Raw genomic sequence first — 20,467 nt, forward strand, 5'->3', positions numbered from 1 at the left:
ACCCAGTATCAGGGAAACCCTTAGCAGCAATCGGGTGCAACCTGATGTTCGCAATATCCTTTAGCCATTAATGTGACGCCATTCTCATTGCATGAATGGAGTCAGGCTTTTGCTAGCAATCGTCTTGGCGTTGCCAACCCCCGCTCCAGCTAAAGCCGCCGGAGTGACATGATGGACCACGCCTCCTCGAACAGCATCGCCCTGCAGGAATTTCTGCTGGATGCGCAGATCTTGTTAACCCAGTCCCAGGAATGCCTACAGCACCTGGAACTGATCGACAACGACCCGGATGCCTGCAATTGCCTGAACAACACCCTCGATACTCTTGCCCGTCGCGCCAACGACCTGGGCCTGATCGAAGTCGCCCGCTACGCCGAAGCCTTGCAACGGATGCTGGCCCCTGCTTGCCACGAACGACACCTAAAGGGTGAAGCCCTACCGGCCGTGGATGCCTGCCTGACACTGCTGGCCTGGCAACTGGAGCTGGTCGACCCGCGCACCGGCCGCCTGAGCCTGGACACCTGCGAACAGACCACGCTGCTGGGTGAGCTGGCCCGGATATTGGGCCAACCTGCTCCGCAAACGTGTGCCTCCTGCAATGAGCGCGAACAGTCGGGCGCCCACCTTCATTCGGCCGCGCCAGCGCAGCGCTCATCCCCCCTTTAGAGCGGCGCGAACGCCCCTTCCGAAGAGCAACTAAGCGTATTGTTCAAGGCCCACCATGGTCGAACTAGTGAAGTTTGGCCAAAGTTTGGCGTTTGCACTTGAGTACGATTCAAGCGAGTTGCGCCGGAAAAGCACACAACTTGGTCAAACAATGGCATTTTGCCTCGTCCGGAGATGAAAAAACCTCCGGATACCCCCGCAAATCCTAAGGATTCGATGCTCTGGCTGCCCGCGACCAAATCATCCCAAAGTGTTAATATGCGCACACGAAAACGCTCTCGGCACCCCTGCAGATCCTTTCGACGTGCGCTGGACGATTGATTGAAAGCACTACGCCAAAGCCTCTGGTAATACCTGTGCAAGGCCCTCCATCAGCAATACTTCAGTGGCTTCCCTATTTATGCTCCCACGCTTGAAGATCCCTCTGCGTTGCTGTTCTCGCACTGCCCTGCTGCGCTGGATGACGGCGTTGCTGTGCGTGGCTTCGCTGGTCGCCAATCTCGTGCTGTTCATGGCCAACCAACCCCTGCCGGGTGGCCTGCTGGTATTGCAACTGATCGCCACGCTGGGTGTGGCCTGGCACTTGAGCCGCGGCGCTAGGTCGATCAACCTGCAGCCGGCGGAACTGGCCGACCGCATGCTCAAGGTCCAGGAGAGCGAGCGCCAACGCCTGAGCCGCGAACTGCATGATGACATCGGCCAACTGCTGACCGCTGCCAAGCTGCAACTGGACTGGCTGCAACGGCGGATACCAGCCGACCTGCAGCCACAGTGCAGCACCCTGCGCGACACCCTGGAAGACACCTTGAGCAACGTGCGCGATGTCTCGGCCATTCTCAACCCAAGGCAACTGGCCAGCCTGGGCCTGGAAGCCAGCCTGCGTGCTCACCTGGTTCGCACACTGGCAAGCAGCGACGTGCACTGGAGCCTGGAATGCCACCAACGCCTGGGGGGGATTGGCGAGGAAGTGTCCATGGCCGTCTTTCGCATCACCCAGGAAGCCGTTACCAACATGCTGCGCCATGCCCAGGCACGCAACCTGACCATCAAGCTGCAACGCAGCCCCGAAGGCCTGGCCCTGACCATCCAGGACGACGGTCGCGGCTTCACTCCCACGAGCAACCCGGCCGAGGCCGGCCAACGCGGCATGGCCGGTATGCAGGAACGGGTGGTGGCCCTGAAGGGCAACCTGACCATCACCAGTCAGCTTGGCCTGGGCACCCGGATCGATGTCATTTTCCCATGGCCGCCACGCACCCATGAACGTGCCAGGACCCCCGCTTCCCATGACCTGTAGATTGCTGTTGGTGGACGACCACTCGCTGATCCGTGCCGGGGTCCGAGCCCTGGTTTCCGACATTCCTGGCTACACCGTGATCGGCGAAGCCGACGACGGCAACCAGCTGCTCGAACAGGTGCATGCGTTGGCGCCGGACATCATCCTGCTGGACATTTCCATGCGTTCCACCAGCGGGCTGGATGCGCTCACCCAACTGCGCGCCAGCGGCAATACCAGCAAGGTGCTGATCCTGTCGATGCACACCGACCCGGAGCTGATCATGCGCGCCCTGGAAAGCGGCGCCCATGGCTACCTGCTCAAGGACACCACCGCTACCGAGCTGGAACAGGCCCTGGCCGCCCTGCGCAATGGCGAGCGCTATCTCAGCCCGGCCATCGCCCACACCGTGATCAATCAGGCACTCATGCATGCACAGCATGGCAAGCACGCCGTCAGTGAGCGTCACAACCTGACCGCCCGCCAGCTGGAGATCCTGCGTCTGATCGTGCGCGGCAAATCGACCCGCGAGATCGCCGCCGGCCTTGGCCTGTCGATCAAGACCGTTGAAACCCACCGCTCGCAGATCATGAAACGTCTGCAGATCTATGACGTGGCCGGCCTGGTGCTGTTCGCCGTACGCGAAAAAATCATCAGCCTGGACGACTGAGCAGCGGCGAGCCCTCCGGCAGGTGCAAGCGCAGGGCCGCAGGTTTCGCCTCGAAGCGCAGGCTTTCGGCTTGCAACGGTTCGCCGTCAAGGTTGATGTCCAGCCCCTGGGAGCACTTGACCTCCACCCACGGCAACCTGGCGCGGACGAACAAGCCCTCGCCGGCGAAGAGGTCACGCAGCGCCCCTAACATTTCCTGAGGCGCAGGGAGGATGGCGATGTCCAGCAGGCCATCGTCGGCCACCGCCTCCGGGCACAGCACCTGACCGCCGCCAGCCTGGCGTCCATTGCCGATCCCCAGGGCCAGCAACTCGCCCTGCCAATCGAACCCCGGCCCATGCAACGCCACCTTGGCGGCTTGCAGCTCACTGAAACGCGACAGCCCAGTGAACAGGTAAGCCGCCGCCCCCAGCACTTTTTTCAGATCCTCCGAGGTGTTGGCCGTCACCTGGCTACCGAAACCACCAGTGGCCATATTGAGAAACAGTTGCTCGCCCACCTGCCCCAGGTCGATCGGTTTTGCGGGCTGCTCCAGCAGCGCCAACGCCGCCGCAGGTTCCAGCGGTATTCCAGCAGCCTTGGCGAAATCATTGGCGGTGCCCAGCGGTAGCAGCGCCAGGCTGGCGTCCGTGGCCGCCAGCCCCACGGCTTCGGCTACATCGCGCAAAGTACCATCGCCGCCACCTGCGACCACATGGGTGTAACCGGCCGCCACCGCCTCATCGACAAAGCGTTGGGCATCCCCGGCTTCCCAGGTGACGCGCACATCCAACGTCCAACCGCCCTCGCGCATACCGCGCACGGCTTCACGCACTTCGTCATTCATCGCCTGCTTGCCGTGCAGGATCAACACTGCCTTGCGCCCTTGCATCGTTTTTCTCCCCAGTGAAGACAGTCTTCTCCAGATGTCGACCATCGCCTCTCGCAGAATGCTGCATGGCCCTGCTCGACTGACGAGGGCCTCCTGCGCAAGCCATCGTACGAAAAACAACCAAATTCACACATTCATCATTGAAAGCTTCGCTCACAGGGAGCATGATCGACAAATATTTGGCCTTCATGGAAGATGATGCCTAGAAAAGTCGGTTTTTTGACTTTTTGCCGCCATAACCCTGACAGGTCGCATCGTTCCCCTTCAATGGCGCCACTGACGGCGCCCTGAGTCGAGGTCGTGAAATGAGCGTTCTGATCCCCTGTATCATTGCTGGCGGTGCCGGTACCCGTCTTTGGCCGGTTTCCAGGGAAGCCATGCCCAAGCCCTTCATGCGCTTACCGGATGGCGAGAGCCTGCTGCAGAAAACCTTCGCGCGTGCCAGCGCCCTACCCGGGGTCGAGCGCTTGCTGACCGTGACCAACCGAGAAGTATTCTTTCGCACCCAGGATGAGTATGGCCAGGTCAATCCAGGCAAGCTGCCCTTGGACTTCATTCTGGAGCCAAGTGGACGCAATACGGCTCCGGCGATAGCCGCCGCCGCACTCCACTGTGCCACGCAATATGGTGAGGACAGCCTGCTGCTGATCCTGCCCGCCGACCACCTGATACAAGATTTCGAAGCCTTCGCCCAAGCGGTCGCTCATGCACGCCAGCTGGCCGAAAACGGCTGGCTGGCCACCTTTGGCCTGGTGCCCGACCGCGCCGAGACCGGGTTCGGCTACATCGAACGTGGCAAAGCGCTGAACGAGCACGCCTATCAGGTGGCTCGTTTCGTTGAAAAGCCCGACACGCCTACCGCCCAGGAATACCTCGACGGTGGACGCCACCTGTGGAACGCCGGCATGTTCTGCCTGCGCGCCAGCAGTGTGCTTGAGGAACTGCAGGCTCACGCCCCCGAAGTGCTCGGCAGCGTCGCCACCTGCCTGCAGCGCAGTGCCATCAAGCAAGGCGACAAGGCGCTACAGGTGGAGTTGGACGCGGACAGCTTCGCCCTGGCCGAGGACATCTCCATCGACTACGCCCTGATGGAGCGCTCCGATAAGGTCGCCGTGGTGCCCTGCGAGCTGGGCTGGAGCGACATCGGTAGCTGGGAAGCGGTGCGTGAGCTGCGCCAGACCGACGACGCCGGCAACCACTGCAACGGTGAAGCAGTGCTGCACGATGTACGCAACTGCTACATCGACTCACCCAAGCGCCTGGTTGGCGCCGTGGGCCTGGACAACCTGATCGTCATCGACACCCCCGACGCCCTGCTGATCGCCGATGCCTCGCGCAGCCAGGAGGTCAAGGTCATCGCCCAGCAGCTCAAGCACCAGGGCCACGAAACCTATCGCCTGCACCGCACCGTCACTCGTCCCTGGGGGATGTACACGGTGCTGGAGGAAGGCCCGCGGTTCAAGATCAAGCGCATCATGGTGCGCCCTGGCGAGTCCCTGTCACTGCAGATGCACCATCACCGCAGCGAACATTGGATCGTGGTCAGCGGCATGGCCTGCGTGACCAATGGTGAAGAAGAATTCCTGCTCGATACCAACGAGTCCACCTTCATCAAACCAGGCCGCACCCACCGCCTGACCAACCCTGGCGTCATCGACCTGGTGATGATCGAAGTACAGAGCGGCGAATACCTGGGCGAAGACGACATCGTACGCTTTACTGATATCTATGGACGCGCCCCGACAGCAGCTGCTGGCTGATTGTCAGCGGGCGCGTCTTGTTATCCGCGACCTTTAGCGAGGATTCCGGGTCATGCGCATTCTCTGGACACTGCCCTACCTGCCCTGGCCCACCACCAGCGGCAGCAAGACCCGGCAATACCACCTGCTGCGCGCCCTCGCGCAGCACGGTCACCGGATCACCTTGCTGGTGCAGTCGAAGATACCGCTCAGCGATGCCGCCCGCGATGCTCTGGAACCATTGGTCGAGCGCCTGATAGTGCTGCCCAGGCGCCCGCTTCACAGCCCACTGAACCTGTTGGCATCCCCCATCATCGACTACCCGATGCGGGCCATCATCAACGGCCTGGCCCCCTGCCTTCGACACCGCTTCGAACAATTGCTGGATGAACCCTGGGATGTGATCCAGATCGAGCACAGCTACAGCTTCCAGCCTTTCGAAAAAGCCCTGCAGGCCCGCGGCTTACCGTACATGCTGACCGAGCACACGGTCGAATCGGTGATGGGCGCCGCCTGCCATGACCAACTGCCCCTGTGGCTGCGACCGCTCAATGCCTTCGACCGCTGGCGCTACCGGCGCTGGGAGCAACGCGTGTTGCGCCAACCCACCGAAGTGGTGGCGGTGAGTACCCATGACGCCGACCTCATCAGCCAGGTCAGCGGGCGTCCGGTAAACGTGGTGGTCAACGGTGTCGACTGCGATCACTACCAGAACGTGCGCCCGGCATTTCATAGCCAGCGTCTGCTGTTCGTGGGCAATTTCGAGTATGGCGCCAACCTCGAAGCCATCGAATGGGCGCTGGAGGAGATCCTGCCCCAAGTCTGGATGAGCAACCCCGCCGTGCGCCTGGCTATCGCCGGGCACGCCATGCCCGCCAGCTGGAAACTGCACTGGAACGATCCGCGCATCGAATGGCTCGGCTACCGCCCTGACCTGCGCGAACTGCAACAACGTTCCGCGCTGTTTTTCGCGCCCCTGCGCTATGCCGGCGGCTCCAAAGTGAAAATTCTTGAGGCAATGGCCGCAGGCTTGCCCGTCATCACCACTGCCAAGGGCGTTTCAGGCTTGGCCGTGAACAACGGCGAGCACTACTTGGGCAGTGACGACGGCGACCAGTTGGCGCTGTTCATCACGCAACTACTCAACCAACCATGGCGCATGTGCCAGCTCAGCGAGGCCGGCCGCCAGTTTGCCCGACAACGCCACGACTGGAGCGTCAGCGCCCAGCAGTTGGAGAATGTGCATATGCGCCTGACTCAAGCCACGCCGGCCGACGCCAGGCAAACCGATGCTGCCTGGCTCGGGCGTTCAGTCAAGTAGCTCGCTGAAGGGAATGAACGGCACGCTGTCGCCCGGCTTGGGCAGGGTGCCTTCGCGTACCTCCACCAGGCCTTCGGCCCATGCCGCGCTGCGCAGCACACCAGAACTCTGGTTCTTGTAGATCCGCACCTGGCCTTGCTCGATACGCGCACGCAGGTATTCGCGGCGGGTTCCTGCCTTGGTCCATTCGAAACCGGCAGGCATATCGAAACGCAAGGGCGTCACCTCGGTCACGCCTTGACGGCGTAACAGGTAGGGGCGGGTCAGCAACCCGAAGGTGACGAGCGTGGACGCTGGGTTGCCTGGCAAGCCGATCACCGGCACACCACGGAAATGTCCGAACGTGAGGGGCTTGCCCGGCTTGATCGCAAGTTTCCACAACGCCAGCTCACCGGCCTCGCGCAGGACTGCACCAAGGTAGTCAGCTTCACCGACGGAAACACCGCCCGTGGAAAGGATCAGGTCGACATCGCCCAACCCGGCCAGGCATTCGCGCGTGCGGGCCAGGTCATCAGCCAGGATGCCCACATCGCGAACCTCGCAACCCAGGCGCTGCAACCAGCTCACCAGCAGACGGCGATTGCTGTTGTAGATCTGCCCAGGCCCTAGCGGCAGGCCAGGCTCCACCAATTCATCGCCGGTGCTGAGCACTGCCACTCGAATCTTTCGCACCACCTCCAAGGTGGCGAAGCCAAGTGTCGCCGCCAAGCCCAACTGAATCGGCCCGAGACGCGTACCGGCAGCCATCACCTGTTCGCCCTGGCGGGTCTCCTGGCCCTGTGGTCGCACATTCTGCTCGAGCTTCATGGGCTCGAGGAAACGCACCCGGCCATCGTCCAGCACCTCGGCGTTTTCCTGCATCTCGACGCAATCGGCGCCCGCGGGCAGCGGCGCGCCGGTGAAGATCCGCGCACAGGTTCCAGGCTGCAAAGGTTGGGGGGCATGCCCGGCAAAGATGCGCTGGCTGACCGGCAGCGGCTCGCCTCGCCAGTCGTCCAGGCGCAGCGCATAGCCGTCCATGGCACTGTTCGGCCAGGGCGGCAGGTCCAGCGTAGCCACCAGGTCGGTCGCCAGGACCCGGCCCTGTGCCTCGGCCAGCGGAACGATCTCGCGTGCCTCGATCGGCGCAGCCTCGGCCAGGGCAATCAAGCGCTGCAGCGCTTCTTCGACCGACATCAGCGGCTGCTTCTGCACTGCCTCAACCACGGCTGTCACAGGCCGTTGCCTGCTTCAGGTGCGGCACGAAGTTGCAGGGGCGATGGCGGGCGTCGAGCTGCTCGGCCAAGATGCCGTCCCAACCGGTACGCACGGCATTGGTCGACCCTGGCAGGCAGCAGACCAAGGTGCCATTGGCCAGGCCTGCCAGAGCACGAGACTGCACCGTGGAAGTGCCGATATCGGCAACGGAGATCTGCCGGAACAATTCGCCGAATCCTTCCACCTGCTTGTCCAGCAGGCACGCCACGGCTTCCGGGGTGCTGTCACGGCCAGTGAAACCGGTACCGCCAGTGATCAATACCACCTGCACGGTCTCGTCGGCGATCCAGTTCGCAACCTGGGCGCGGATCTTGTATAGGTCGTCCTTGAGCAATACCCGCGCCGCCAGTTGGTGTCCGGCCTCGGTCAAGCGGTCGACGAACAGTTGGCCGGAGGTATCGGTTTCGAAGGTACGGGTGTCGCTGACCGTGAGCACGGCGATGTTCAGCGGCACGAAGGGGGTGTCTGCTTTGGCTTTCATGAGCATTCGTCGCAGTAGCAAGTGATGGCCGCAGTTATATCACAGCCGGCCCTGGCCGATGCCGCCGTTGTTCCCGGTCAATGTCCGGGCTTTAGCGCTATGCTGCACTGTCAGAGGAACTTGCATGGACGCCCTGCGTCTTAATGTCATCTAGCACCATCGCACTGGAGAAACACGATGATTCAACGGACCCTTCCTGCCTTCATTCTCGCCCTGGGGCTGGGCGCCCTCGCTGGCTGCGCATCGCCAACCGTCATCACGCTGAACGACGGTCGCGAGATCCAGGCCGTGGACACCCCGACGTTCGACGAGGACTCCGGGTTCTATGAATTCGAGCAACTCGACGGCAAGCGCACGCGCCTGAACAAGGACCAGATTCGCACCGTAAAAGAGCTCTGATGGAGCCCGCCTTCGAGCAAACGGCCTTTACACAACAAGGGCTTGCGTTCAAAAAGGCGATACAGTAGGATTTTGTTCATCGGAGTGTAGCGCAGCCAGGTAGCGCGTCTCGTTCGGGACGAGAAGGCCGCAGGTTCGAATCCTGTCTCTCCGACCAGATCCTTCAAAAAGCCCGCCTTGTGCGGGCTTTTTGTTGCGTCCAGAAAATGTCGGCAGGCTGTACCGGCGCTGCGAACAGGCCGGCACAGCACTCCACTCACTTAAGGTCGGCTACGGCCTGTTCTGCCTGCACCGGTATGTAAAGCAACTGCAAGCGCGCGCTGCTCCACTGACGGGTCTTGTTGGTCAGCTCCAGATCGTTGTTCAGCTTTTGCCCATAGGTCGGCACGATTTCCTTGAGCTTGGCTTGCCATTGCGGCGTCCGGATGCGGTCCTTGAAGGTCTTTTCCAGCACGGTCAGCATGATCGGCGCAGCGGTAGAAGCCCCTGGGGAAGCGCCAAGCAACGCGGCGATGCTGCCGTCCTGGGCGGCCACGACTTCTGTACCGAACTGCAAAACGCCACCGTGTACCGGGTCCTTCTTGATCACTTGGACGCGCTGGCCGGCCTGCAGCAACTGCCAGTCTTCGTTCCTGGCATTGGGGAAATACTCGCGCAGGGCGTTCATGCGGTCATCGAAGCTGAGCATCAATTGGCCCATCAGGTAAGTGCTCAGGTCGATGTTGTCGATGCCGGCATGCACCATCGGCAGCACGTTGTGGCTGGTCAACGACGCGAACATGTCCAGCAGCGAGCCGTGCTTGAGGTACTTGGTGGAGAAGGTCGCGAACGGGCCGAAAAGCAGTACTTGCTTGCCATCGATCATCCGCGTGTCCAGGTGCGGGACCGACATCGGCGGCGCGCCGACCGAGGCTTTGCCGTAAAGCTTGGCCTTGTGGCGGGCGACGATGTCCGGGTTGTCGGTCATCAGGAACTGGCCACCCACCGGGAAGCCGGCGTAGCCTTGCGCTTCGGGAATGCCCGATTTCTGCAGCAGTTTAAGCGCACCGCCACCGGCACCGATGAACACGAACTTGGCGTTGACGCGAGTCTGCTCCCCACCATTGGCCAAGTCGGCCACCAGAACATTCCAGGTGCCGTCATCGTTGCGCACGATGTCACGCACTTCGTGGCGCAGGTGCAGCTTGACGTTGGGGTTGCGCGCCATCGAGGCGAACAGCTGACGAGTGATCTCGCCAAAGTTCACGTCGGTGCCGATGGCCATCCGCGTGGCAGCCACTTTCTGCTCTGGGTCCCGGCCCTCCATCACCAGCGGCACCCATTTGCGGATCTGCTCGTGGTCCTCGGAAATTTCCATACCGCGGAACAGCGAACTGTGCTGCAGTGCGGCCACGCGCTTGTGCAGGAAGGCGACGTTCTCGTCGCCCCATACGAAGCTCATGTGCGGCACATTGTTGATGAACGACTTGGGGTTGCTCAGCACGCCCTGCTCGACCTGATAGGCCCAGAACTGCTTGGAGATCTCAAACTGCTCGTTGACACCGACGGCCTTGCTGATGTCGATACTGCCGTCCGTGCCCTCACTGGTGTAGTTCAGCTCGCAGAAGGCCGAATGCCCGGTACCGGCGTTGTTCCAGGCATTGGAGCTCTCTTCGGCGACCTGGTCCATGCGTTCGTAGACGTCGACCTTCCAGTTCGGCTCAAGCTCGGTGAGGTAGGTGCCGAGGCTGGCACTCATGATGCCGCCGCCGATCAGCAGGACATCGACGGACTTTTGCGGCGCCTCGGGTTTGGAGCAACCGATGACGCTCAGGCAGAGGAGCGTCAGCAGGATTTTCTTCATTGATGTGATCCAGTTGTTGTGTACACGCGCGCCGCTATGAGCAGGGAGCGTGCCAACAGGCCCTGGACCAGGCAACATGGGGTGAGGCGGTAGGTCGCATGGCGACAATCCGCCACAGGGCAGCGGTTTGCGCCAACCTGGGTGGCGGATTTCCCCCGGATGCTTCGCCGGTGAACCCGCGCCTGGCGCTTGCGCGTCAGGCGGTCAAGCGTGACGTCACCTCACCCAACTGCCCCGAGAGGCCATGCAAGCGCTGCCCGGCTCGTTCGGTGTGCTGCACGGCCTCCTGGTTCGCCGTGGCGATGCGGGTGATTTCGATCAGGTTGCACGAGATGTCTTCGGCCACGCTGGTCTGTTCCTCGGCCGCCGTGGCAATCTGCCGGTTCATGTCGCGAATCGCCTCCACCGACAGGGTAATGCGCTGCAGCATCTGCCCCGCCTGCTGGACCTGCTCGGCCCCCTCCTCGCTGCGCTGCCGACCGCTTTCGATGGCCTTCACCGCGTCCACCGCACCCGACTGCACCGCCTCTATGATCTGATGAATTTCCGCGATGGAAGCCGCCGTGCGCTGGGCCAGGCTGCGCACTTCGTCGGCAACCACCGCAAAACCACGCCCGGCCTCGCCAGCACGGGCCGCCTCTATGGCAGCGTTGAGCGCCAGCAGGTTGGTCTGTTCGGCGATGCCGCGAATCACCTCGAGTACCTTGCCAATGCGGGTGCTGTCGTTTTCCAGTTCGCGAATCACCGCAGCCGTACCGGCAATTTCACGGTTGACCACGGCGATGATGTCGATGGTCTGCTGCATCACCTGCTCGCCGGCCTGGGCGCTTTGGTCTGCTTCATCCGCCGCGCGTGCTGCCTCGGCAGCGTGGCGTGCCACTTCCTGGGCGGTAGCGGACATCTGGTGCATGGCCGTGGCCACCTGGTCGGTGCGCTGGAACTGGTCATGGGTCCCACGGGCCATGTCACTGGCGATGCTGCGCAATTGGCCGCTCGCACCTTCGAGCTCCTGGGCGTTGTCCTGCAAACGGCCGACGGTGTCGGCGAGGAAGTCACGCAGGGTATTGGCTGCCCGGGCCAGGCGACCGAGTTCATCCTCACGGCGGCTGTCCACCCGCGAGACAAAGCGGCCCTGACTCAGTTGCGCGACGTACTCGATCAGCTGGCCGATAGGCTTGATCAGGCTGCGATTGATCAACCAAAGACTAAGCAGGCCGACCAGCGCAGCCGACACCAACATGACCAACACACCCAACCACACTGTGCGCTCGGCGACGGCGCTGATGTGGGACGCCCGTTCGCGGGCATCGGCGCGCAGCTGTTCGACCAGCGCACTCATTTGCTCGCTGGCAGCGCGGTCGACCCCCTTCACCGCCTGGTCGCCCGCCACAGGGTCGCCGCCTGCGGCCAAGAACGCCTGACGCCCCTTTTCGTAGGCTACCCCCAACTGCCGGTGGCTCTCGCGCAACTGTTGCAAGGGCGCCTTGAGCTTGCCATCGGTGGTCTCGATCAATTGCCCGAGCAACTGTTGAACCTGCTGCTCACGCGTCTGGAACTGCTGCCAGTACCTGTCCAGATCAGCCGGCTGGCGACCACGCAGCAAGACGTTCTTCCACTCCTGCACCTGAATCTTGAACTGCAGATTGGCTTCGTCGATCAGTTGCGAAGCCCGTAACGGCCCATCCACCAGCCCGGCATAACCGCGCACGCTGGAAGACAGAAACTGAAAGCACACCAGGGCGATCAACAGCATCGCCGCCAGGCTACCGGCCAGCAGGGTGAGCATTTGTACTCTGAGGGATTTACGCAACATCGGGATCTCGGGAACCAGGAGGAAGAAAATGGCGTGCGCCGGCAGCGCAGATCAAGACATCCATGTCCTCGTTCGCAGACCAAAAAAAAGCTGCCATCGGTCGATAGCAGCCAGGTCGAGCACTTACGCAACAGCTGATCCAGATACTCTCAGGCAATTGCTACAGAAATGTTACATAGGGCCACGCACTAACGCGTATTGAACTGCAGCGAGGCCAATCGCGCGTAAAGTGGGCTTTGCTCGATCAGTTGGGCATGGCTGCCCACCGCTACCAAACGGCCCTTGTCGATCACCGCGATCCGGTCGGCGTGTTGCACCGTGGCCAGGCGGTGCGCAATCACCAGGGTGGTCCGACCGGCCATCAGGCTCGGCAGCGCTTGCTGGATCAAGTGCTCGCTCTGGGCATCGAGGGCGCTGGTGGCTTCGTCGAGCAACAGGATAGGCGCGTCTACCAACAGCGCTCGAGCGATGGCCAGGCGTTGGCGCTGCCCTCCCGAAAGGCCGGTCCCGCCCTCCCCCAGCATCGTCTGATAGCCCTGGGGTAACTGCCGGATGAACGCGTCGGCATGGGCGCCCCGCGCAGCCGCTTCCACCTCCTCCCAGGTCGCCTCGGGCCGACCGTATCGGATGTTGGCCTCGACGCTACCGCGAAACAGCGCGGGGCTCTGCGCAACCAAGGCGAATTGGCGACGTACGTCGGCCGGGTCCAGGTCTGTGATGGGTTGCCCGTCGAGCAGAATGCGCCCGCGCTGGGGGTCGTAGAAGCGCAGCAGCAGGTCGAACAGGGTCGACTTGCCGGCACCGGACGGTCCTACCAGCGCCACAGTCTGCCCCGGCTCTACCACCAGGCTCAGATCGTCGATGGCCGCCACCGAAGGCCGCGACGGGTAGGCAAACCCGACCTGTTGCAACTCGATCCTGCCAGACACCCGTGGGTACACCAATGTCGTCGGCACCGAGGGAGGCAGTATTGCACTGCGCGCTGCCAGCAACTCGTCGATACGTTCGGCCGCGCCTGCCGCGCGCTGCAACTCCCCGATCACCTCACTGAGGGTACCGAAGGCGCTGCCGACGATCAGGCTATAGAACACGAAGGCGGCCAGCTCACCGCCCGAGATACGCCCGGCGATGACATCCATGCCACCGACCCAGAGCATCACGCCAACGGCCCCCAGCACCAGCACGATGACCAGGGTGATAAGCCATGCGCGCTGGGCAATGCGCCGCCGCGCCACACCGAAAGCCGCCTCGACAGTACCGGCGAACAGCTCCCGGTCCCGCGACTGGTGGTTATAGGCCTGTACTGTCTTGATCTGCCCCAAGGTCTCCGCCACGTAACTGCCCACGTCCGCCACCCGATCCTGACTCTGACGCGACAGGCTGCGCACCCGCCTGCCAAACAACAGTATCGGTGCTAGCACCAGGGGCAAGGCGACCACCACGATGCTGGTGAGCTTGGGGTTGGTGACGAAGAGCAGTACCACACCTCCCACCACCATCAAGGCATTGCGCAGAAACATCGACAGCGATGAACCTATGACCGACTGGAGCAAGGTGGTGTCGGCAGTCAGACGCGACTGGATCTCGGAACTGCGGTTGTCTTCGAAAAAGCCGGGGTGCAGTCCCACCAGGTGATCGAACACCGCCCGCCGAATATCGGCCACGCAGCGTTCGCCGATCCATGACACCAGGTAAAACCGGCTGAAAGTGCCCACGGCCAGCGCCAGGACCAACACCAGGAACAGGCCGATGGTCTGGTTGAGCTGGTGGGGCGAGCGGGTCATGAAACCTTGGTCCACCAGCAAGCGAATGCCCTGGCCCATGGACAAGGTAATGCCTGCCGTGACCACCAGTGCCAGCACTGCCAGCAGGGCCTGGCGCCGATAAGGACGAATGAACTGCCAGGCGAGGCGCAGGGCCCGTCGCTGACGTGGTGAAACCGATTCGGGCATGGTGAGGTCCAGAGGAGACGGGAACCCTGAGACTACCATTCATCCGATAAGGGGGAACGGTTGCAGGCGAGCGCGGACCAATTCTGGGTAATGCAGTCCAATAGTGCGCACACCCTGGTGAGTATAGCTTTTCGTTCTAACCGGTCACTGGAGCTTTGAGGCGCTTTCTGTTGGACTGTCCCTGTCGTGACAACAGAACCAGAGCTGTCACAGGCCGGTCACGGCGCAGGGTTACCCTGAGCTTGAACCTGATGAGGAGACAGGAAAGATGAGTCTGCAGCGAAGCAGCGATAGCCAAAAGCCACAGAATCAACCACCGTCGAAGGTCTGCGGCTCGATCATCGACGCCCAAGGTCGCGAGGTGCCGATCACCGAGCAGATGATCCAGCAAGCGTGCAAAGACCTCGAAGACAGTCGGGTAGAAAAAGTGCGCAAGGGCTGAGCAATAGATTTCCGACAACCCGGCCCTTTGGCCGGGTTTTTCATGGGCGCCTGATGGGGTTTTGCGCTGGACTGCCCGGCCTGAACGCCGGCGAGCCGGCTCTTACAGGGCCGCGCAACCCAAGGCGCTGACCATCTGTGCCAGTTGCGGCGCCTCGCCCCGAATACGCACCGCCAGCCCTTCGATCTCACGCCGCGGTGGATAATGCTTGCGCAAGGCATCGAAGGCCGCCCGCTGCTGGGCCGGGTCATCGCTCAGGCTACGACGGAAGTCAGCATCGTCACGGCGTGGGTCATACACGGCGCGACACAGGGTCGCCAGGGACCAGGCCAGGTCGGCGCTGGCATCCAGTTCGATCTGCGCCAGCGGTGGCTTGGGCAACAAGTCTGCCAATTGCACCTGCTCGGGCTGACCGAGGAAACGGCACAGCGCCTGGTAGATCTGCGCCGTGCCACGCTGGCGACCATCCAGGCTATAGCCTGCGATATGTGGCGTGGCCAAGGTACACAAGTCAGCCAACTGCAGGTTTACCTGGGGTTCGCCCTCCCATACATCGAGCACGGCATGCACATCCTCGCGGTCCAGCAACAGCTCGCGCAGGGCATGGTTGTCCACCACAGGTCCGCGACTGGCATTGATCAGCCAGGCGCCAGCACGCAAACGCGCCAATTGCGCCTCGCCCAGCAAATGCCGGGTCGGGTGGTCGCCGCCATGCTGCAACGGGGTGTGCAGGCTGATGACATCACACTGCTCGAGCACCGTATCAAGGCTGACATAGTCGCCCCCTTCTACAGCCTGACGCAGCGGATCACAGACCAGCACCTTCCAACCCAGACCATGCAGTACCCGCACCAAGCGGCCGCCCACCTCACCTGCGCCCACCACGCCGTATACGCGCTCAGGCAGTGACACACCGTCGAGGTCGGCCAGGGTCAGGAGGCTACCCAGCACGTAATCCACCACGCCACGGGCGTTGCACCCAGGTGCGCTGCTCCAGCGGATGCCAGCCTCGGCAAAGTAGTCCAGGTCCAGGTGATCGGTGCCGATGGTGCAGGTGCCCACGAAACGGACACGGCTGCCTTCGAGCAGTTGCCGGTCGACCCGGGTCACCGAGCGCACCAGCAGTACGTCGGCATCCTTGACGCTGGCCGCGTCAAGGCTTCTGCCGGGGTAACGGCGGATCTCGCCGAAGCCTTCGAAGAAGGCATCGAGCAGCGGGATATTCTCGTCGGCAACTATCAGCATGGCGCTCTCCTGTGCGGGGAACGCAGTGTAGGCGCTACGCCCGGCTTGATCCAGCGCGGCTCAGTCGGTCTTCTTGCGGATCCAGTACAGGAAGGTACCGGCCTCTTCCTGCTGTTGCAGCAACTCATGACCCAGGAAGTTGCAGAACTTGGGGATATCACGGCGGGTCGAGGGGTCGGTGGCGATCACCTTGAGCAGGCCGCCAGCGGCCAGGTCGCGCACGTGCTGGTGCAGCATCATCACCGGCTCCGGGCAGTTCAGGCCAGTGGCATCGAGGATGGCGTCGGGGGTGAATTCAGTCATGTGGAACTCCGCAAATGATCGCTATTGTCGCGCATGCCAGGCTTCGGTCCAAGGGGCCGGCTGCCGGCCCCAAGCACTCAGCGTGGCTTCAAGTCGAGCCGGCGCAGGTGACATGTCACTTCCTCGCGGTCGTGATACAGCTGCTTACAGGCAATCGAAACCCTGACCTTGCGCGCCTTGAAGGTGGCTTCCATGCGATCCAGCAGACGCCGCACCTCGGCATAGCGTTGCTTCATCGGCAACTTGAGGTTGACCACCGCCTCGCGGCACAGCCCCTCGCCTAGCCAGGTTTCGATCAAGGCAGCGGTGCGCGCGGGCTTTTCGACGATGTCGCAGACCATCCAGTCCACCGTCTGCTTTGGCTGCCAGGTAAAGCCATCGGCCATCAGGTGCTGCACCAGACCAGTGTCCATCAAGCTCTCGGCCATGGGGCCGTTGTCGATCGCGGTGACCAGCATGCCCCGACGCACCAGCTGGTAGGTCCAACCACCAGGCGATGCGCCCAGGTCGACACCGGTCATGTCGTCACCCAGACGCTGCTCCCACTGCTCGCGGGGAATGAATTGGTGCCAGGCTTCCTCGAGCTTGAGGGTCGAACGGCTGGGTGCCTCGCGGGGGAACTTCAGCCGAGGGATACCCATGGCCCAGAGCGCGCTGTTGCTCGGTGGCGCCATGCCGACAAACACCCGCCTGCCGCTGATGAACGTCAGCAACAGACGCGGGCGATTGCTGTCTTCGACCAGGCGCCCGGCCTTTTCCAAGGCTTTGCGCAGCGGGACCTCGAACTTCCGGCAAAAGGTCGACAGCTCCTTGCCTTCGTTGCTGTCGAGCACCTCCAGCCATAGGCTGCCGAACTCCGGGTAAGCGCCGAGGTGCTCGAGCAACACGCTGATACGGTCGCTTTCCGGCAACTCGACGAAGTCACCACGGGCCCACTGGCGCGGGAAAATCAACTGAGCGAAGCGCAGTTCCCCCATCAACCGCTCGGCACCTTCGGCCTCGGCACAGACGAACTCGGCGCAGGCGCTCTGCGGCTTGCCCTTGGCATAACCGGCAACGCCAAGGCGGGCGGCGTGTTCACTGATTTCTGCGCACACCTCGCCCTCGAAACCGGGCCGGCAATGCATGAACAGGGTATTCATCTCTCACTCCACTTCGGCTGGCGCACAACCGGCGCCGGCAGGCCGGCGATGATAAAGGAAGATCGGAACCTGCGACATGCCCCGCCGGTCCAGAAGTGGGTCATGCATGACAAACAGGTCTAACCTGACCTTTCAGCCAGGCCCGTGACGTACGGGCCGATACAGAGCGGTGCCACTGGCAAATATCCATGATTGCCAGGCACCGGCGCAGAAGGAGTTGGCAATGCCCTCGCTCGATAGCCTGAAAACCCTCAAGACCCTGAAGGTAAACGACCATACCTACCACTACTACAGCCTCGCCGAAGCGTCCCGCCAGCTAGGCGACCTGCAACGCCTGCCGATGTCGCTGAAGGTGCTGCTGGAGAACTTGCTGCGCTGGGAAGACGGCAAGACCGTCACCGGCGATGACTTGCACGCCCTGGCCTCATGGCTAAAGGAGCGGCGTTCGGATCGCGAGATTCAATACCGCCCAGCCAGGGTACTGATGCAAGACTTCACCGGTGTACCGGCGGTGGTCGACCTGGCTGCCATGCGTGCAGCCGTGGCCAAGGCCGGCGGCGATCCGCAGCGGATCAACCCGTTGTCACCCGTGGACCTGGTGATCGACCACTCGGTGATGGTCGACCGCTATGCCTCGCCCCAGGCGTTCGCCGAGAACGTCGACATCGAGATGCAGCGCAACGGCGAGCGCTATGCATTCTTGCGCTGGGGCCAAAGTGCCTTTCACAACTTCCGGGTGGTGCCACCTGGAACGGGCATCTGCCACCAGGTCAATCTGGAGTACCTCGGTCGCACCGTTTGGACCCGTGAAGAAGACGGCCGCACCTACGCCTTCCCGGACACGCTGGTCGGCACTGACTCGCACACCACCATGATCAACGGCCTCGGCGTGCTTGGCTGGGGGGTGGGCGGGATCGAGGCAGAGGCCGCCATGCTGGGCCAGCCGGTGTCGATGCTGATTCCGGAAGTGGTCGGTTTCAAACTCACCGGCAAGTTACGTGAGGGCATCACCGCTACGGACCTGGTACTGACCGTGACACAGCTGCTGCGCAAGAAAGGTGTAGTGGGCAAGTTCGTCGAATTCTATGGCGATGGCCTGGCGGACCTGCCCCTGGCCGACCGGGCGACGCTGGCCAACATGGCTCCAGAGTACGGCGCGACCTGTGGTTTCTTCCCGGTAGACGACGTGACACTGGAGTATCTGCGCCTGTCCGGTCGTCCCAACGAAACGGTGCAGCTGGTCGAACAGTACTGCAAGGCGCAGGGCCTGTGGCGCCTGCCGGGTCAGGAACCGCTGTTCAGCGATACCCTGGCGCTCGATATGAACGACGTGGAGGCCAGCCTGGCTGGCCCGAAACGCCCTCAGGACCGCGTCGCCCTGGGCCAGGTGAAGCAGGCCTTCGACCACTTCATCGAACTGCAGCCCAAGCCACTGGCCAAGGAGATTGGCCGCCTGGAAAGCGAAGGTGGCGGCGGCGTGGCGGTAGGCAATGCCGATCAAGCTGGCGAAGTCGACTACCAGCATGATGGGCAAACCCACACCCTGCGCGACGGCGCGGTGGTGATCGCGGCCATCACCTCCTGCACCAACACCTCCAACCCCAGCGTGATGATGGCTGCTGGCCTGGTGGCTAAGAAGGCCGTGGAAAAGGGCCTGCAACGCAAGCCTTGGGTGAAGAGCTCCCTGGCGCCAGGCTCGAAAGTGGTCACCGACTACTTCAAGGCAGCCGGTTTGACACACTACCTTGATCAATTGGGTTTTGACCTGGTCGGTTATGGCTGCACCACCTGTATCGGCAACTCGGGGCCGTTGGACGAGGCGATCGAGAAGGCCATTGCCAACGCTGACCTCACGGTTGCCTCGGTGCTTTCAGGCAACCGCAACTTCGAAGGCCGGGTGCACCCGCTGGTGAAGACCAACTGGCTGGCATCGCCGCCGTTGGTGGTTGCCTATGCCCTTGCCGGCAGCGTGCGCCTGGACCTGACACGAGATGCCCTGGGCACCGGCAAGGATGGGCAGCCGGTGTACCTGCGCGATATCTGGCCGAGTCAGAAGGAGATTGCCGACGCCGTGGCCAAAGTCGACACCGGCATGTTCCACAAGGAGTATGCGGAGGTTTTCGCCGGTGACGCGCAGTGGCAAGCGATCGAGGTACCGCAGGCGGCCACCTACGTTTGGCAGGACGACTCGACGTACATCCAGCACCCGCCGTTCTTCGATGACATTGCCGGGCCATTGCCGCACATCGGTGATATCCATGGTGCGCGGATCCTGGCGTTGCTTGGCGACTCGGTGACCACTGATCACATCTCCCCCGCTGGCAACATCAAGGCCGACAGCCCGGCTGGGCGTTACCTGCGCGAGAAGGGTGTCGAGCCACGGGACTTCAACTCCTACGGTTCGCGTCGGGGGAACCATGAGGTGATGATGCGCGGCACCTTCGCCAACATTCGAATCCGCAACGAGATGCTGGGGGGTGAGGAAGGCGGCAATACGGTGCATGTGCCTTCGGGCGAGAAGCTGTCGATCTATGATGCGGCGATGCGTTACCAGGCTGAAGGAACGCCATTGGTGGTGGTGGCGGGCCTGGAATATGGTACGGGTTCGAGCCGTGACTGGGCGGCCAAAGGTACCAACTTGCTGGGTGTGAAGGCGGTGTTGGCGGAGAGTTTCGAACGTATCCACCGTTCCAATCTGGTTGGTATGGGGGTATTGCCATTGCAGTTCATGGCTGGGAACGATCGCAAGCAGTTGCGGCTGACGGGCCGGGAGATCATCGATATCGAGGGCCTTGAAAATGCATCTATTCGGCCGGGAATGCGTTTAACGTTGCGAATGACTCGTGAGGATGGGGAGCAGGAGAAGATCGAGGTGTTGTGCAGGATCGATACCTTGAATGAAGTGGAGTACTTCAAATCGGGCGGCATTCTGCATTATGTGCTGAGGCAATTGATTGCAAGTTGAGGACCATGAATCATTGCTTTTGCTTTTGCTTCCAGCGCGCGGTAGTTCAGGCGCCACCTCATGCGACTTCAGGAGGCCGAGC

17 protein-coding genes, 1 tRNA gene and 1 pseudogene are annotated in these 20,467 nt (G+C 62.4%); 9 read left to right on the forward strand and 10 right to left on the reverse strand.

Annotated elements, in window-relative coordinates:
• Positions 1 to 171 precede the first annotated feature (171 nt).
• The 3 genes from C4Q26_RS03645 to C4Q26_RS03655 all read left to right on the forward strand — a co-directional run bounded on the left by C4Q26_RS03645 (position 172) and on the right by C4Q26_RS03655 (position 2,612).
• Positions 172 to 666: a histidine kinase gene (locus C4Q26_RS03645; protein ID WP_371919383.1), complete on the forward strand. Its 495-nt coding sequence runs from the start codon at positions 172 to 174 to the stop codon at positions 664 to 666.
• 400 nt (positions 667 to 1,066) lie between these two features.
• A complete protein-coding gene (locus C4Q26_RS03650; RefSeq protein WP_104882784.1) occupies positions 1,067 to 1,963 on the forward strand; it encodes a sensor histidine kinase in 897 nt (298 codons plus the stop codon).
• Positions 1,953 to 2,612: a response regulator transcription factor gene (locus tag C4Q26_RS03655; protein ID WP_023379563.1), complete on the forward strand. Its 660-nt coding sequence runs from the start codon at positions 1,953 to 1,955 to the stop codon at positions 2,610 to 2,612. Before C4Q26_RS03650 ends, C4Q26_RS03655 begins: the two co-directional genes overlap by 11 nt.
• Here the strand turns inward: C4Q26_RS03655 and yegS are convergent.
• Positions 2,596 to 3,483 (reverse strand): lipid kinase YegS, encoded by an 888-nt coding sequence (yegS, locus tag C4Q26_RS03660; RefSeq protein ID WP_104882785.1) that lies wholly within the window; start codon positions 3,481 to 3,483, stop codon positions 2,596 to 2,598. The genes C4Q26_RS03655 and yegS overlap by 17 nt on opposite strands.
• 305 nt (positions 3,484 to 3,788) lie before the next feature.
• Here yegS and C4Q26_RS03665 point away from each other — a divergent pair, with 305 nt between their 5' ends.
• Together C4Q26_RS03665 and C4Q26_RS03670 are read left to right on the forward strand one after the other, a co-directional pair.
• Positions 3,789 to 5,243 (forward strand): mannose-1-phosphate guanylyltransferase/mannose-6-phosphate isomerase, encoded by a 1,455-nt coding sequence (locus tag C4Q26_RS03665; RefSeq protein ID WP_023379561.1) that lies wholly within the window; start codon positions 3,789 to 3,791, stop codon positions 5,241 to 5,243.
• 52 nt (positions 5,244 to 5,295) lie between these two features.
• On the forward strand, positions 5,296 to 6,543 hold the full coding sequence (locus C4Q26_RS03670; protein ID WP_104881999.1) for a glycosyltransferase family 4 protein: 1,248 nt from the start codon (positions 5,296 to 5,298) through the stop codon (positions 6,541 to 6,543).
• On the opposite strand, the gene glp is transcribed toward C4Q26_RS03670, so the two are convergent.
• Complete coding sequence (gene glp, locus C4Q26_RS03675) at positions 6,532 to 7,758, reverse strand: gephyrin-like molybdotransferase Glp (protein ID WP_023379559.1); 1,227 nt, start codon at positions 7,756 to 7,758, stop codon at positions 6,532 to 6,534. The two genes, C4Q26_RS03670 and glp, sit on opposite strands and share 12 nt — an antisense overlap.
• A complete protein-coding gene (moaB, locus tag C4Q26_RS03680; RefSeq protein ID WP_023379558.1) occupies positions 7,742 to 8,281 on the reverse strand; it encodes a molybdenum cofactor biosynthesis protein B in 540 nt (179 codons plus the stop codon). The genes glp and moaB overlap by 17 nt, the downstream gene beginning before the upstream one ends.
• 177 nt (positions 8,282 to 8,458) lie before the next feature.
• On the opposite strand from moaB, the gene C4Q26_RS03685 reads away from it, so the two are divergent.
• The gene (locus tag C4Q26_RS03685) at positions 8,459 to 8,680 is read left to right on the forward strand and encodes a YgdI/YgdR family lipoprotein (protein ID WP_023379557.1); all 222 of its coding nucleotides are present in this window, start codon (positions 8,459 to 8,461) and stop codon (positions 8,678 to 8,680) included.
• 80 nt (positions 8,681 to 8,760) lie between these two features.
• Positions 8,761 to 8,837 (forward strand) — tRNA-Pro (locus C4Q26_RS03690).
• A 99-nt stretch (positions 8,838 to 8,936) separates the two neighbouring features.
• Here the strand turns inward: C4Q26_RS03690 and mqo are convergent.
• From mqo to C4Q26_RS03705, 4 genes and pseudogenes are all read right to left on the reverse strand, one after another.
• Positions 8,937 to 10,523 carry a malate dehydrogenase (quinone) gene (gene mqo, locus C4Q26_RS03695; protein ID WP_023379556.1) on the reverse strand — a complete coding sequence of 529 codons (1,587 nt, stop codon included), beginning with the start codon at positions 10,521 to 10,523 and terminating at the stop codon, positions 8,937 to 8,939.
• Positions 10,524 to 10,719: 196 nt separating this feature from the next.
• A complete protein-coding gene (locus C4Q26_RS28660; RefSeq protein WP_371919411.1) occupies positions 10,720 to 11,487 on the reverse strand; it encodes a methyl-accepting chemotaxis protein in 768 nt (255 codons plus the stop codon).
• Between the two features lie 165 nt (positions 11,488 to 11,652).
• A pseudogene (locus C4Q26_RS28665) lies at positions 11,653 to 12,336 on the reverse strand (methyl-accepting chemotaxis protein); the annotation flags it as partial.
• Between the two features lie 188 nt (positions 12,337 to 12,524).
• Complete coding sequence (locus tag C4Q26_RS03705; RefSeq protein WP_104882786.1) at positions 12,525 to 14,288, reverse strand: ABC transporter transmembrane domain-containing protein; 1,764 nt, start codon at positions 14,286 to 14,288, stop codon at positions 12,525 to 12,527.
• 268 nt (positions 14,289 to 14,556) lie between these two features.
• On the opposite strand from C4Q26_RS03705, the gene C4Q26_RS28065 reads away from it, so the two are divergent.
• Positions 14,557 to 14,730 (forward strand): PA1571 family protein, encoded by a 174-nt coding sequence (locus C4Q26_RS28065; RefSeq protein ID WP_023379553.1) that lies wholly within the window; start codon positions 14,557 to 14,559, stop codon positions 14,728 to 14,730.
• Positions 14,731 to 14,832: 102 nt separating this feature from the next.
• On the opposite strand, the gene pdxB is transcribed toward C4Q26_RS28065, so the two are convergent.
• The 3 genes from pdxB to rlmM form a co-directional block, all read right to left on the reverse strand.
• Positions 14,833 to 15,975 (reverse strand): 4-phosphoerythronate dehydrogenase PdxB, encoded by a 1,143-nt coding sequence (gene pdxB, locus C4Q26_RS03710; protein ID WP_104882787.1) that lies wholly within the window; start codon positions 15,973 to 15,975, stop codon positions 14,833 to 14,835.
• 60 nt (positions 15,976 to 16,035) lie between these two features.
• On the reverse strand, positions 16,036 to 16,278 hold the full coding sequence (gene tusA, locus C4Q26_RS03715; protein WP_023379551.1) for a sulfurtransferase TusA: 243 nt from the start codon (positions 16,276 to 16,278) through the stop codon (positions 16,036 to 16,038).
• A 77-nt stretch (positions 16,279 to 16,355) separates the two neighbouring features.
• Positions 16,356 to 17,420, reverse strand: a complete 1,065-nt coding sequence (gene rlmM, locus C4Q26_RS03720; RefSeq protein ID WP_023379550.1) for a 23S rRNA (cytidine(2498)-2'-O)-methyltransferase RlmM — start codon at positions 17,418 to 17,420, stop codon at positions 16,356 to 16,358.
• 223 nt (positions 17,421 to 17,643) lie between these two features.
• On the opposite strand from rlmM, the gene acnA reads away from it, so the two are divergent.
• Positions 17,644 to 20,385 carry an aconitate hydratase AcnA gene (gene acnA, locus C4Q26_RS03725; protein ID WP_104882788.1) on the forward strand — a complete coding sequence of 914 codons (2,742 nt, stop codon included), beginning with the start codon at positions 17,644 to 17,646 and terminating at the stop codon, positions 20,383 to 20,385.
• The last annotated feature ends 82 nt before the right edge of the window (positions 20,386 to 20,467 follow it).

This window comes from Pseudomonas sp. SWI44, from assembly GCF_002947915.1.
GTDB lineage: Bacteria > Pseudomonadota > Gammaproteobacteria > Pseudomonadales > Pseudomonadaceae > Aquipseudomonas > Aquipseudomonas taiwanensis.